Genomic DNA, 14,590 nt, shown 5'->3' on the forward strand with positions numbered 1-14,590 from the left:
GATGAGATTCCTTCTCGAAAATTACCAGCGGAAATGGGAGAACGCTTTGTTGGCTTCCGCCATGCGGTGGGTCTCTTCGCGTTTCTTCACGGCGCCGCCGCGGTTTTCGGAAGCTTCCAGCAGTTCGCCGGCAAGTTTCGCAGGCATGGTGTTTTCGCCGCGCTTACGGGCGGATTCGATGACCCAACGCATCGCCAAAGCGGTACGGCGGGTGGCACGAACTTCAACCGGAACCTGATAAGTGGCGCCGCCGACACGACGGGACTTCACTTCGACCGCCGGAGCGACGTTGCTCAGGGCCTTCTCGACCAGCGCCAGGGAATCGGCATTTTTCTGGCCGATGACGTCCATTGCGCCGTAGACGATTTTTTCGGCGACGGATTTCTTGCCGCTGACCATCACCATGTTGATGAAGCGGGCGATCATTTGGCTTCCGTGCTTCGGATCAGGAAGGACCGAACGGGTACCGGGGGAACCTTTACGTGACATGTTTAGTGCCTTAATTTAAATAATGAGATGAATGTTGCAGGCGGTTGCCGGCAGAATTACTTCGGACGCTTGGCGCCGTATTTGGAACGGCTCTGGCGGCGCTTGGCGACACCGGAAGCATCCAACGAACCGCGCACGGTGTGGTAACGCACACCCGGCAGATCTTTGACACGGCCGCCGCGGATCAGCACGACGCTGTGTTCCTGCAGATTGTGGCCTTCGCCACCGATGTAGCTGATGACCTCGAAACCATTGGTCAAGCGCACTTTCGCCACTTTACGCAGGGCCGAGTTCGGCTTCTTCGGGGTAGTGGTGTAGACGCGGGTGCAGACGCCACGGCGTTGCGGGCAGTTCGCCAGGGCCGGGGAAGCGCTTTTGTACGTATTGGACTGGCGCGGCTTGCGGACCAGTTGATTAACAGTCGCCATTTGATATAAATCCTGCGAAACAAAAAGGACTGACCGGGAACCCGGCCAGAATAGACGGAAAATTATAAATTGTATTGCCGCCGTTGTCAAACCTGACAACTGAACAATCCCCCAATCCCTGGCGGTAACGCAAGCCGCATCCATGCGGCTTTTGGACGGGCGGCCGAGGCCGCCCGGGGTGTCTTATTCGACGACTTCGCCGACCACTTCCTCACCCTCGGCCGAAGCCAACGGTGCCGCCAGCACTTCCAGGTCGCTGTCGCTGATCTGGGCATGGTCGCGGCGGCGCTGGTTGTGGTACGCCAGACCGGTACCGGCCGGGATCAGACGACCGACGATGACGTTTTCCTTCAGGCCACGCAGCGCATCGTGGGTGCCGCGGACGGCGGCATCGGTCAACACGCGGGTGGTTTCCTGGAAGGATGCGGCCGAAATGAACGATTCCGTAGCCAGCGAGGCCTTGGTAATACCCAGCAAAACAGGGGTAAACTTCGGCAAAATGCTGTTATTTGCGTTCAACTTGACGTTTTCTTCCAAGGCGCGGATCTTCTCGACCTGCTCACCGGCCATGAACTTGCTGTCGCCGGCATCGAGGATTTCGACCTTGCGCAGCATCTGACGGGTGATGGTCTCGATGTGCTTGTCGTTGATCTTGACGCCCTGCAGACGGTACACGTCCTGGATTTCCTTGACCAGATAGGCGGCCAGCTCTTCGACGCCCTTCAGGCGCAGAATATCCTGCGGATTCGGCTCGCCGTCCACGATGATTTCGCCCTTCTCGACATGCTCGCCTTCGAACACAGCGATCTGGCGGTACTTCGGAATCAGCTCTTCGTGCTCGTTGCCTTCCAGATCGGTGATGATCAGGCGCTGCTTGCCTTTGGTTTCCTTGCCCATGCTCACGATACCGGAGACTTCGGCCATGATGGCGGAATCCTTCGGCTTGCGGGCTTCGAACAGGTCGGCCACGCGCGGCAGACCACCGGTGATGTCGCGGGTTTTCGAGGCTTCCTGCGGCACTTTGGTGATGACGTCGCCGACGCCGACTTTCTCGCCGTCATGCAGGTTCACGATCGAACGCGGCGGCAGCATGTACTGGGCCGGCAGATCGGTACCCGGGATGCTCAGGTCGTTGCCTTTGGCGTCCACGATGCGCACGATAGGACGCAGGTCCTTGCCCTGCCCGCCCCGGCGCTTCGGATCGGTGATTTCCAGCGAAGCCAGACCGGTCAGGTCATCGGTCTTTTCGATCACGGTGACACCGTCGACGAAATCGACGAATTTCACGAAACCGGCGACTTCCGACACGATAGGGTGGTTATGCGGATCCCATTTGACCACGGTTTGGCCGGATTTGACCTGGGCGCCGTCCTTGACCGAAATGTTGGCGCCGTAAGGCAGCTTGTAACGCTCGCGCTCACGGCCGGTCGGATCGAGTACCGAGATTTCACCCGAACGCGATACCGCGACCAGGTGGCCATCGGCATGGGTCACGTATTTCAGGTTGTTGAACTTGACCGAACCGGTGGTTTTGACGGTCACGTTGTCGATGGCGGCGGCACGCGATGCGGCGCCACCGATATGGAAGGTCCGCATGGTCAGCTGCGTACCCGGCTCACCGATCGATTGCGCGGCGACCACGCCGACGGCTTCACCGATGTTGACCAGGTGACCACGGCCCAGATCGCGGCCATAGCACATGGAGCAGACACCGAAAGCGCTTTCACAGGTAATGGAGGAACGGACCTTGATGGTCTGCACGCCGCCGGCCTCGAGCTTGTCGACCCAGCCTTCATCAAGCAGGGTATTGCGCGTGACGATCGGATCTTCATCATTGCCCGGCAGGAACACGTCTTCAGCCACGACGCGGCCCAGAACGCGGTCGCGCAGCGGTTCGACAACATCGCCGCCTTCCACGATCGGCGTCATGGTCAGACCGGCCTTGGTGCCGCAGTCGACTTCGGTCACCACCACATCCTGCGCCACATCGACCAGACGACGGGTCAGGTAACCCGAGTTCGCGGTCTTCAGCGCGGTATCGGCCAGACCTTTACGCGCACCGTGGGTCGAGATGAAGTACTGAAGCACGTTCAGACCTTCGCGGAAGTTCGCGGTAATCGGCGTCTCGATGATCGAGCCGTCCGGCTTGGCCATCAGGCCGCGCATACCGGCCAGCTGGCGGATCTGGGCCTGCGAACCGCGGGCGCCGGAGTCGGCCATGATGTAAATCGAGTTCATCGACTTCTGGGTGATGGTCTCGCCCTTGGCGTTCTGCACCTTCTCCCAGCCGATGGTGTCCATCATCGCCTTGGCGATGCGTTCATTGGCGCGCGACCAGATGTCGACCACTTTGTTGTAGCGTTCGCCGGCGGTGACCAGACCCTGTTGATACTGTTCCTGGATTTCCAGAACTTCCTTCTCGGCTTCGGCCAGAAGGGTTTTCTTCTCATCCGGAATGATCATGTCGTTGATGCCGACCGAGACGCCGGCCTTGGTCGCGAAAGCGAAGCCGGTGTACATCAGTTTGTCGGCGAAAATAACCGTCGGCTTCAGGCCGAGCATGCGGTACGAGGTATTGATCAGGCGGCTGATGTTTTTCTTGGTCAGTTCGGTGTTGGCATAGGCGAACGGCAGGCCTTTCGGCAGGATATCGGCCAGCAGTGCACGACCGACGCTGGTTTCCACCACGGCCTTGGTCGCAATCATTTCACCGGCATCGTTCATTTCATCGCGCTGCAGACGGACTTTCACCTTGGCGTGCAGTTCAACCACTTTGTTGTCATAGGCGCGCTTGACTTCGGCAACGTTGGCGAAAATCATGCCTTCGCCCTGTTTGCCTTCGAGGGCGCGGGTCATGTAATACAGACCGAGCACGACGTCCTGCGACGGAACGATGATCGGCTCGCCGTTGGCCGGCGACAGGATGTTGTTCGACGACATCATCAGGGCGCGCGCTTCCAGCTGGGCTTCGAGGCTCAGCGGCACGTGAACGGCCATCTGGTCACCGTCGAAGTCGGCGTTGAATGCGGTACAGACCAGCGGATGCAGCTGGATGGCCTTGCCTTCGACCAGCACCGGCTCGAACGCCTGGATGCCCAGACGGTGAAGGGTCGGCGCGCGGTTCAGCAACACCGGATGTTCGCGGATGACGTCTTCCAGGATGTCCCAGACTACGGCTTCTTCGCGCTCAACCAGCTTCTTGGCGGCTTTGATGGTGGTGGCGATGCCCTGACGCTGCAGTTTGGCGAAGATGAAGGGCTTGAACAGCTCCAGTGCCATTTTCTTCGGCAGACCGCACTCGTGCAGACGCAGGGTCGGACCGACCACGATGACCGAACGACCGGAGTAGTCAACGCGCTTGCCGAGCAGATTCTGGCGGAAGCGGCCTTGTTTGCCTTTGATCATGTCGGCCAGGGATTTCAGCGGACGCTTGTTGGTGCCTGTGATGGCACGGCCGCGGCGGCCATTGTCCATCAGGGCATCGACCGATTCCTGCAGCATGCGTTTTTCATTGCGCACGATGATGTCCGGTGCGCTCAGTTCCAGCAGGCGGTGCAGGCGGTTGTTACGGTTGATCACGCGGCGGTAAAGATCGTTGAGATCGGAGGTCGCGAAGCGGCCGCCGTCCAGCGGTACCAGCGGACGCAGATCCGGCGGCAGCACCGGAAGCACGGTGAGTACCATCCACTCCGGACGGTTGCCGGACTCGATGAAGGACTCGACCAGCTTGATGCGCTTGGTCAGACGCTTCTGCTTGGTGTCGGAATTGGTTGAGCTGATCTCTTCCTTCAGGCGGATGACTTCAGCATGCAGGTCGATGGTCGACAGTAGCTGGTGCACCGCTTCGGCGCCCATCTTGGCTTCGAACTCATCACCATGCTCGTGTTGTGCTTCCATGTACTGCTCTTCGGTCAGCAACTGGCCACGGTCAAGCGGGGTCAGGCCCGGCTCGATGACCACGTAGGCTTCGAAGTACAGCACGCGCTCAATGTCGCGCAGGGTCATGTCCAGCATCAAGCCGATGCGGGACGGCAGCGACTTCAGGAACCAGATGTGGGCGGTCGGGCTGGCCAGTTCGATGTGGCCCATGCGCTCGCGGCGTACCTTGGTGAGGGTCACTTCGGTGCCGCACTTCTCGCAGACCACGCCACGGTGCTTCATGCGCTTGTATTTGCCGCACAGGCATTCGTAGTCCTTGACCGGTCCGAAGATGGCGGCGCAGAACAGGCCGTCACGCTCGGGCTTGAAGGTGCGGTAATTGATGGTTTCCGGCTTTTTAACTTCGCCGAAGGACCAGGAACGGATCATGTCCGGCGAGGCCAGCGCGATTTTGATGCCGTCGAATTCGAGGCTCTGGCGCTGCTGGTTGAACAGATTAAGCAAATCTTTCATGGTTGTCTCCAAATGGTGGGGCCTTATCTCGGACAAGGCCCCGGGTCATGTTCTTTTCGGCGATTATTTCTCGTCAAGCTCGATGTTGATGCCCAAGGATCGGATTTCCTTGACCAGCACATTGAACGACTCCGGAATACCGGCGACGGTTTCGTGCTCGCTGTCGACGATGTTTTTGTACATCGCGTTGCGGCCTTGGACGTCGTCGGATTTCACCGTCAGCATTTCCTGCAGGGTGTAGGCGGCACCATAGGCCTCCAACGCCCAGACTTCCATTTCGCCGAAGCGCTGGCCGCCGAACTGCGCCTTGCCGCCCAGCGGCTGCTGGGTAACCAGGGAGTACGGTCCGGTCGAACGGGCGTGCATTTTGTCGTCGACCAGGTGGTTCAGCTTCAGCATGTGCATGTAGCCGACGGTGACCGGACGATCGAATGCTTCGCCGGTACGGCCGTCGAACAGCTGGGCCTGACCGGATTCCGGCAGATCGGCCAGTTTCAGCATGGACTTGATTTCCGACTCGGCGGCACCGTCGAATACCGGTGTCGCCATCGGCACACCGTCGGTCAGGTTACCGGCTAGACGCAACAGCTCCTTGTCGGTGAACTTGGACAGATCGACGCGCTGTTTCTTGGTTTCAGCCTGATCATGGTTGTAAATCTGGTCCAGGAACTTGCGCAGATCTTCGACCTTGCGCTGGTCGTCCAGCATCTTCTGGATCTTCTGGCCCAGGCCTTTGGCAGCCCAGCCCAGATGCACTTCCAGAATCTGTCCGATGTTCATCCGGCTCGGCACGCCCAGCGGGTTAAGCAGGATGTCCACGGTCTTGCCGTCGACCATGTACGGCATGTCTTCAACCGGCTTGATCATCGAGACCACGCCCTTGTTACCGTGACGGCCGGCCATCTTGTCGCCCGGCTGGATGCGGCGCTTGACGGCGACATAGACCTTGACAGTCTTCAGCACGCCCGGCGGCAGATCGTCACCCTGGGTGATCTTGCGGCGCTTGTCCTGGAAGCGTTTTTCGAACTCGGCCTTGTGGGCTTCGATCTGCTTCTTGGCATTATCGAGGAAATCAACGGCCTCTTCTTCTTTCATGCGGATGTCGAAGCGCTCGTCCTTTTTCAGGCCGGCCAGATATTCCTTGGTGATTTCGGTGCCTTTCTTCAGGCCGTTCGGACCACCATTGGCAACACGACCGATCAGCTGGGAATCCAGACGGCTATAGATGGCGCCTTCGAGGATGCGGAACTGGTCGTCGAAATCCTTCTTGACGCTTTTGACTTCGGCATCTTCGATTTGCTTGGCACGCTTGTCCTTCTCAACGCCGTCGCGGGTAAACACTTGCACATCGATGACCGTGCCGTCCATGCCCGGCGGAACCCGCAGCGAGCTGTCCTTCACATCGGAGGCTTTTTCGCCAAAGATGGCGCGCAGCAGTTTTTCTTCCGGGGTCAGCTGGCTTTCGCCTTTCGGGGTGACCTTGCCGACCAGGATGTCGCCGGCACGCACTTCAGCGCCGATGTAGACCACGCCGGACTCATCCAGACGGCCGAGTGCGCTTTCCGACACATTCGGGATATCGGCGGAAATTTCCTCCGGTCCCAACTTGGTGTCACGGGCGGCCACGGTCAGTTCTTCAATGTGGATGGTGGTGTAGCGATCCTCTTCGACCACGCGCTCGGAAAGCAGAATGGAGTCTTCGAAGTTGTAACCATTCCAGGGCATGAACGCGACCAGCATGTTCTGACCCAGAGCCAGTTCACCGATATCGGTCGACGGTCCATCAGCCAGCACGTCGCCGCGCTCGATGCGATCACCGACGCGCACCAGCGGACGCTGGTTGATGCAGGTGTTCTGGTTGGAACGGGTGTATTTCACCAGATTGTAGATATCGACACCGGCGTCATTGGCGCCGATTTCCTTTTCATTGGCACGCACCACGATGCGGGCGGCATCGACCTGGTCGACCACGCCGCCGCGCAGGGCGTTAACGGTCACGCCGGAGTCACGGGCCACGGCGCGTTCGATGCCGGTGCCGACCAGCGGCTTCTGGCTACGCAGGGTCGGAACGGCCTGGCGTTGCATGTTCGCACCCATCAGGGCGCGGTTGGCGTCGTCGTGCTCGATGAACGGTACCAAGGCCGCAGCCACCGATACCGACTGCATCGGCGAAACGTCCATGTACTGGATTTCCGACGGCGGTTTCAGCAGGGTGTCGGCTTGGTAGCGGCAGGTCACGTATTCGTTTTTGAATTTACCTTTCGGGTCCAGCTCGGCATTGGCCTGGGCGATGGCGTATTCGTACTCCTCGATGGCCGACAGGAATTCGACCTTGTCGGTCACGATGCCGTTTTCGACCTTGCGGTATGGAGTTTCCAGAAAACCGTACTTGTTGGAACGGGCATACACGGCCAAGGAGTTGATCAGACCGATGTTCGGGCCTTCAGGAGTTTCGATGGTGCAGACGCGGCCGTAGTGGGTCGGGTGAACGTCACGCACTTCGAAGCCGGCACGTTCGCGAGTCAGGCCGCCCGGGCCAAGAGCCGACACGCGGCGCTTGTGGGTGACTTCCGAGAGCGGATTGTTCTGGTCCATGAACTGCGACAGCTGCGACGAACCGAAGAATTCCTTCAGTGCGGCGGCAACCGGCTTGGCATTGATCAGTTCCTGCGGCGACAGATCGTCGGCTTCGGCCATCGACAGACGCTCTTTGACAGCGCGCTCGACGCGGACCAAGCCGACGCGGAATACGTTCTCGGCCATTTCACCGACCGAACGCACGCGGCGGTTGCCCAGATGGTCGATGTCGTCGGTGACGCCACGGCCATTGCGGATTTCGCAAAGGGTATTAATGACTTCGAGGATATCGGAGGTCTTGCCGTAGTTGGCAACCAGACCCTTGGCGGTTTCATCGCTGCGCTCGCTGAAATACTGGAAATCGTAGAGCACTTCGGCACCGGTGACTTCCTTACGACCGACACGACGGTTGAACTTCATGCGGCCGACCGAGGACAGATCGTAGCGTTCGAAGGTAAAGAACAGGTTATAGAACAGGTTCTGCGCGGCATCCTTGGTCGGCGGCTCACCCGGACGCATCATACGGTAGATTTCAACCAGGGCTTCCAGCTGCGTTTTCGACGGATCGATGCGCAGGGTGTTGGAAATGAAGGGGCCGCGATCGAGATCGTTGACCCAGAGCGTTCCGATGGTTGCGATGTTGTGCTTACGCAGCTTGGCCAGTTTGGCTTCGTCCAGCTCGTCGTTGGCGGTGGCAATCAGTTCGCCAGTAGCGGCGTCGATGACATCATGCGACAGGATGCGGCCAATCAGGTAATCGTCCGGCACTTCCAAAGTTGCGATGTTCTTTTTCTCGAGATCCTTCACATGACGGGCGGTGATGCGCTTGCCGGCTTCGACCACGACCTCGCCTTTCACCACGAGATCGAAGTTCAGGGTTTCGCCGCGCAGACGTTCGGCGACCAGTTCCAGTTCAACACCGTCCTTTTTTGAAATATGGAACGTGTTGATTTCGAAGAAGTGATTCAGGATCTGTTCGTTGTTGTAACCCAGCGCACGCAGCAGAATGGTGACCGGCAACTTGCGGCGACGGTCGATTCGGGTGAACACGCAGTCTTTGGCATCGAATTCGAAATCCAGCCAGGAACCGCGGTACGGAATCACACGGGCCGAGTGCAGCAGTTTGCCGGAGCTGTGGGTTTTGCCGCGGTCATGGTCGAAGAACACGCCCGGGCTGCGGTGCAGCTGCGACACGATCACGCGCTCGGTACCGTTGATGATGAAGGTGGCATTGCCGGTCATCAGCGGCAGATCGCCCATGAACACTTCCTGTTCCTTGACGTACTTGACGGCCTTGTTGGACGATTCACGGTCGTAAATGACCAGGCGGACTTTGACGCGCAACGGTGCACCGTAGGTCTGCCCGCGCGAGCGGCATTCGCGTTCGTCAAACGCCGGCTCACCGAGGGTGTAGCTGACGTATTCGAGCGCGGCATTGCCGGAAAAACTGACAATCGGGAAAACCGATTTCAGTGCGGCATGCAGACCGCGGTCGTCATGACCGTCGGATTTCGACGAGTCCTGCAGGAATTCCCGGTAGGAATCCATCTGGATAGCCAGCAGATAAGGCACGTCAAGGACCGGGCGGTTCTTGCCGAAATCTTTACGGATGCGCTTTTTCTCAGTCAGGGAATACGTCATGTGAGCTACCACCTTTGTCAGTGCCAATTGGATTGGCGGGTTTACGACGGAATACTTTGCTAAATCGCCACGGATGCCGGCTTAGCAGAACATTCCGGTCGATCGGAATTCGAAAACAGGGAGAGGCCGGGGGTTTTCACCCCCAGCCTTTCCTTTACTGATGCAAGTCAGCGACGGCAAGCGTCGATTACTTGACTTCAACCGTGGCGCCGGCTGCTTCGAGTTCTTTCTTGAACTTGTCAGCGTCGGCCTTGGACACGGCTTCTTTGACGATACCGGTGGCTTCAACCAGGTCTTTCGCTTCTTTTAAACCAAGGCCAGTGATGGCACGAACGGCTTTAATAACTTCAACTTTCTTCTCGCCGGCAGCTTTCAGGACAACCGTGAATTCGGTTTGTTCTTCAACAGCGGCAGCAGCAGCGGCAGGGCCTGCAGCGGCTACTGGAGCGGCGGCGGAAACGCCGAATTTTTCTTCGATGGCACGAACGAGTTCCATTACTTCCATCAAGGTCTTGGTGGCGATCGCTTCAACGATTTGGTCATTGGAAAGGGACATTGTATTTACCTCTGAATTTAATTACTGGATTGTTTGAGAATGCGTTTTCGTGAATGCTTCAAGCTTCGGCCGGAGCCTCGACCACGGCCTTTTCGCCGCCGCCTTGCTTGTCGGCAACAGCCTTGACCGCACGAGCGAACATCGCCGCTGGTTCGGAAAGGGCGCGTGCCAACATCGACAACGCTTGATCGCGGGTTGGCAGCGAAGCCAGCACTTCAATGTGCGAGGCCGGGTAGATCTTGCCGCCAATGGAAACGATCTTCGCTTTTAGCTTGTCGTTGATCTTTACGTATTCCTTGATAAGACGGCTGGCAGCGCCAGGGTCTTCCATCGAGAACGCATACAGCAACGGGCCGGTCAGAGAATCTTTTACGTTCTCGAATTCGGTACCGCTGACGGCACGCTCAGCCAGGGTGTTCTTGACAACTTTCAAGTACACGCCGGTTTCGCGAGCCTTCTTGCGCATGGAGGTCATTTGACCAACCGTGACGCCTGCGTACTCTGCAGCAACCAAGGATTGAGCTTTCGATGCAACGTCTGCAATTTCAGCGACTACTTCGTGCTTCTGTGACAGATTGAGAGCCATTGTTACTCCTTCAATTGAAATCCACTTTCGGCTCCTGCCGATTGTGGTCCGAGGGCGATATCGATCCTTCGATACCGGGGACGTATGTCCCAGTGGTGGCCGTTCCAGAAAATCCAGATTTCGGCACCATCTACGCAGGTAGGGGTTACCCCACGATTAAACCTATCCGCTAACACCGCATCGAATCCATGCCAATCCAGCATCCCTGCCCGATTACGATGTGCGCCATAGGCACCTACGGTCTTTGATGGCTTGCCGCCCTTGCAGGCGACTTGCCTTCAAATTCATGACGGACGGGGCGACACTCCCGTCCGCGTAAAACGATTACTTCAAGGTCAGCGAGGACTGGTCGATGACAACGCCGACGCCCATGGTGGAGCTCAGCGAAATCTTCTGCAGATACTGTCCTTTGGCCGAAGACGGCTTGGCCTTGATCAGGTCCTGCAGCAGCGCATTGAGGTTGTTGCTCAGTGCGTCGACGGCGAAGTTGGCCTTGCCGATGGTGCAGTGGATGATACCGGCCTTGTCGGTACGGTAACGGACCTGGCCGGCTTTGGCGTTGCGAACGGCTTCGGCAGGATTCGGCGATACGGTGCCGACTTTCGGGTTCGGCATCAGGCCGCGCGGGCCGAGAACCTGGCCGAGCTTACCGACGACGCGCATGGCGTCCGGGGTCGCGATCACGACGTCATAGTTCAGATCACCAGCCAGCATTTTGTCGGCCAGATCGTCCATACCGACAACTTCAGCACCGGCAGCCAGGGCTTCATCGGCCTTGGCACCGGCCGGGCAGAACACGGCGACACGCACCGATTTGCCGGTACCGGCCGGGAGTACGGTGGCGCCACGGACCTGCTGATCGGACTTCTTGGCATCAACGCCGAGACGCACGGCGACGTCGATCGATTCGACGAACTTGGCGTTGGCATTGGCCTGCAGAAGCTTCAGGGCCTCTTCGAGCGGATAGGATTTGCCGGCAACCACGGTTGCCTGCAGTGCTTTGAAACGTTTGGTCAGCTTTGCCATGTCTTAGCCCTCCACCACGAGACCCATGCTGCGCGCGCTGCCGGCGATGGTACGCACGGCGGCATCAAGCGAAGCAGCGGTCAGATCGGGTTCTTTCGCTTTCACGATGTCTTCCAGTTGTTGACGGGTCACCTTGCCCACCTTTTCGGTGTTCGGACGCTTGGAGCCCGAGGTGATGCCCACGGCCTTCTTGAGAAGCACGGAAGCCGGGGTACTCTTGGTGACGAAGGTGAAGGTACGATCGGAATAAGCGGTGATGATCACCGGCGTCGGCAGGCCCGGCTCCAGTTTGGAGGTCGCGGCGTTGAACGCTTTACAGAATTCCATGATATTGAGACCGCGTTGGCCCAGTGCGGGACCGACCGGCGGACTCGGGTTTGCCTGCCCGGCTTTCACCTGCAGTTTGATGTAACCGACTACTTTCTTTGCCATGTTGTTTACTCCTGGAGTTCAAACGTCTGCACGCCTAGGGCTGCGGGACTCCTCCTTACGCTTGAAAACGGAACACCCGAAGGCGCTCCGGCCTTTAGGCCTTTTCCACCTGGCCGAACTCGAGTTCGACGGGAGTGGAACGGCCGAAAATCATTACCGCCACGCGCAGGCGGCTCTTTTCGTAATTGATTTCTTCGACAGTGCCGTTGAAATCATTGAAAGGACCATCGACCACGCGGATCAGTTGTCCCGGTTCGAACAGAACTTTCGGGCGCGGCTTGTCAACACCATCCTGCACGCGTTGCAGAATGACATCGGCCTCGGTGTCTTTAATCGGCAGCGGGCGCTCGCGCGTGCCACCGATGAAGCCCAGCACCTTCGGGGTTTCCTTGATCAAATGCCAGCTTTCATTGTCAATCAGCGGCACGGTGCCTTCGGTGCTCGTTTCAATCTGTACAAGCACATAGCCCGGGAAGAACTTCCGATCGGACTTACGCTTCTGACCGCCACGCATCTCGACGACTTCTTCGGTCGGCACGAGAACCTGGCCGAATTTGTCCTGCATGCCAGCGCGCTCGATACGGGACAGCAGGCTCCGCTGGACCTGGTGCTCGAAGCCCGAATAGGCGTGTACAACATACCAACGCTTGCTCACAGAGAACTCCTTAACTGCCCAACAGCAATTTGATCAGCCACGATATGACGAAGTCGAAACCGGACAGAATCAGACTGATCAACAGAACAACGACCAACACCATGCCGGTAATCCGGTAGGATTCCTCACGCGTCGGCCAGACCACCTTACGCAGTTCGAACAGCGAATCCGAGAAAAACTCCCGGGCTTCGCGACCCTTGGCAGTCAAACCGTAAACAACCAGCGCCAACCCGAAACCGACGGCTACCAACAGCCCCCGGATGACGCCCGACCACTGCGGCATCATGTAGAACACCGCGACACCGGCTGCAGCGATCAATACGGCCAAGGCGTACTTGCCATAATCCAAGACGCTGGTTCCACTCTGATTTTCGACTTTTGTATTCATTCGCACTCTTGATCTAACACCCGAAGTGGCACGCCAGGAGGGACTCGAACCCCCAACCTGCGGTTTTGGAGACCGCTGCTCTGCCAATTGAGCTACTGGCGTACATGCTTATTTAACGGGCGATGGCGGACCGTTTCCGGTCCGCCATTATGGGTTGTGCCGGCACACAAAGCGTGCCGGCAAATCAGTTACTTGATGACTTTGGCCACCACGCCGGCGCCGACGGTACGGCCGCCTTCGCGGATCGCGAAACGCAGGCCTTCGGTCATGGCAATCGGGGCAATCAGGCTCACCACCATCTTCACGTTGTCACCCGGCATTACCATTTCCACGCCTTCCGGCAACTGGCAAGCGCCGGTCACGTCGGTGGTGCGGAAATAGAACTGCGGACGGTAACCTTTGAAGAACGGAGTATGACGGCCGCCTTCGTCCTTGCTCAGCACGTAAACTTCGGCTTCGAAGTCGGTGTGCGGGGTGATCGAACCCGGCTTGCACAGCACTTGGCCGCGCTCGACGTCGTCACGCTTGGTGCCGCGCAGCAGCAGACCGGCATTGTCGCCCGCCTGACCCTGGTCCAGCAGCTTGCGGAACATTTCCACGCCGGTCACCGTCGTCTTCTGGGTCGGACGGATACCGACGATTTCGATTTCTTCGCCGACCTTGATCACGCCGCACTCGATACGGCCGGTCACCACGGTGCCGCGGCCCGAGATCGAGAACACGTCTTCCACCGGCATCAGGAACGGCTTGTCGATTTCACGCTGCGGTTCCGGAATCCAGGTGTCCAGAGCGTCGACCAGCTTGATGATCGACGGAACGCCGATTTCCGATTGGTCGCCTTCCAGCGCCAGACGGGCCGAACCGGCGATGATCGGAGTGTCGTCGCCCGGGAAATCGTACTTGCTCAGCAGTTCACGGACTTCCATTTCGACCAGCTCGAGCAGCTCGGCGTCGTCGACCATGTCGGCCTTGTTCAGGAACACCACGATGTAAGGCACGCCAACCTGGCGCGACAGCAGGATGTGTTCGCGGGTCTGCGGCATCGGGCCGTCAGCGGCCGAGCACACCAGAATCGCGCCGTCCATCTGGGCAGCACCGGTAATCATGTTCTTCACATAGTCGGCGTGTCCCGGGCAATCCACGTGCGCGTAGTGACGGTTTTCCGATTCGTATTCCACGTGGGCAGTCGAAATCGTAATGCCGCGCGCTTTTTCTTCCGGAGCCGCGTCAATCTGGTCGTAACCCTTGAACTCGCCGCCGAAACGCTCCGCGCCGACCTTCGTCAGGGCTGCAGTCAGCGTGGTCTTGCCATGATCCACGTGGCCGATGGTGCCCACGTTCACGTGGGGCTTGGTACGTTCGAACTTACCTTTTGACATGATGATCTCTCAAGCAAATTGTGGAATGGAGGCCAATCCGC

The 14,590-nt window shown here is 58.6% G+C and carries 11 protein-coding genes and 1 tRNA gene; all 12 read right to left on the minus strand.

Annotation, left to right across the window (positions count from 1 at the left end; translation table 11 throughout):
* Positions 1-21 precede the first annotated feature (21 nt).
* Positions 22-489 carry a 30S ribosomal protein S7 gene (rpsG, locus tag ACIQ1A_RS02995; RefSeq protein WP_395769579.1) on the minus strand — a complete coding sequence of 156 codons (468 nt, stop codon included), beginning with the start codon at positions 487-489 and terminating at the stop codon, positions 22-24.
* Between the two features lie 56 nt (positions 490-545).
* Complete coding sequence (rpsL, locus tag ACIQ1A_RS03000) at positions 546-917, minus strand: 30S ribosomal protein S12 (protein ID WP_395769580.1); 372 nt, start codon at positions 915-917, stop codon at positions 546-548.
* Between the two features lie 183 nt (positions 918-1,100).
* Positions 1,101-5,309: a DNA-directed RNA polymerase subunit beta' gene (gene rpoC / locus ACIQ1A_RS03005; RefSeq protein WP_395769581.1), complete on the minus strand. Its 4,209-nt coding sequence runs from the start codon at positions 5,307-5,309 to the stop codon at positions 1,101-1,103.
* A 63-nt stretch (positions 5,310-5,372) separates the two neighbouring features.
* On the minus strand, positions 5,373-9,527 hold the full coding sequence (rpoB, locus tag ACIQ1A_RS03010; RefSeq protein WP_395769582.1) for a DNA-directed RNA polymerase subunit beta: 4,155 nt from the start codon (positions 9,525-9,527) through the stop codon (positions 5,373-5,375).
* Positions 9,528-9,714: 187 nt separating this feature from the next.
* A complete protein-coding gene (rplL, locus tag ACIQ1A_RS03015) occupies positions 9,715-10,083 on the minus strand; it encodes a 50S ribosomal protein L7/L12 (RefSeq protein ID WP_395769583.1) in 369 nt (122 codons plus the stop codon).
* Between the two features lie 58 nt (positions 10,084-10,141).
* On the minus strand, positions 10,142-10,669 hold the full coding sequence (rplJ, locus tag ACIQ1A_RS03020) for a 50S ribosomal protein L10 (protein WP_395769584.1): 528 nt from the start codon (positions 10,667-10,669) through the stop codon (positions 10,142-10,144).
* Between the two features lie 324 nt (positions 10,670-10,993).
* Positions 10,994-11,695 (minus strand): 50S ribosomal protein L1, encoded by a 702-nt coding sequence (rplA, locus tag ACIQ1A_RS03025; protein ID WP_395769585.1) that lies wholly within the window; start codon positions 11,693-11,695, stop codon positions 10,994-10,996.
* Positions 11,696-11,698: 3 nt separating this feature from the next.
* Positions 11,699-12,127, minus strand: coding sequence for a 50S ribosomal protein L11 (gene rplK, locus ACIQ1A_RS03030; protein WP_395769586.1), 429 nt, complete (start codon positions 12,125-12,127; stop codon positions 11,699-11,701).
* A gap of 94 nt (positions 12,128-12,221) precedes the next feature.
* Positions 12,222-12,782, minus strand: coding sequence for a transcription termination/antitermination protein NusG (gene nusG, locus ACIQ1A_RS03035; RefSeq protein ID WP_395769587.1), 561 nt, complete (start codon positions 12,780-12,782; stop codon positions 12,222-12,224).
* 10 nt (positions 12,783-12,792) lie between these two features.
* A complete protein-coding gene (gene secE, locus ACIQ1A_RS03040) occupies positions 12,793-13,170 on the minus strand; it encodes a preprotein translocase subunit SecE (RefSeq protein WP_395769588.1) in 378 nt (125 codons plus the stop codon).
* A gap of 26 nt (positions 13,171-13,196) precedes the next feature.
* Positions 13,197-13,272, minus strand: a tRNA-Trp gene (locus ACIQ1A_RS03045).
* A gap of 86 nt (positions 13,273-13,358) precedes the next feature.
* Positions 13,359-14,549: an elongation factor Tu gene (tuf, locus tag ACIQ1A_RS03050; protein ID WP_395769577.1), complete on the minus strand. Its 1,191-nt coding sequence runs from the start codon at positions 14,547-14,549 to the stop codon at positions 13,359-13,361.
* Positions 14,550-14,590: the final 41 nt, after the last annotated feature.

The sequence above is a fragment of the Arenimonas sp. genome, from assembly GCF_044353605.1.
In the GTDB taxonomy this organism is placed as follows: domain Bacteria; phylum Pseudomonadota; class Gammaproteobacteria; order Xanthomonadales; family Xanthomonadaceae; genus Arenimonas.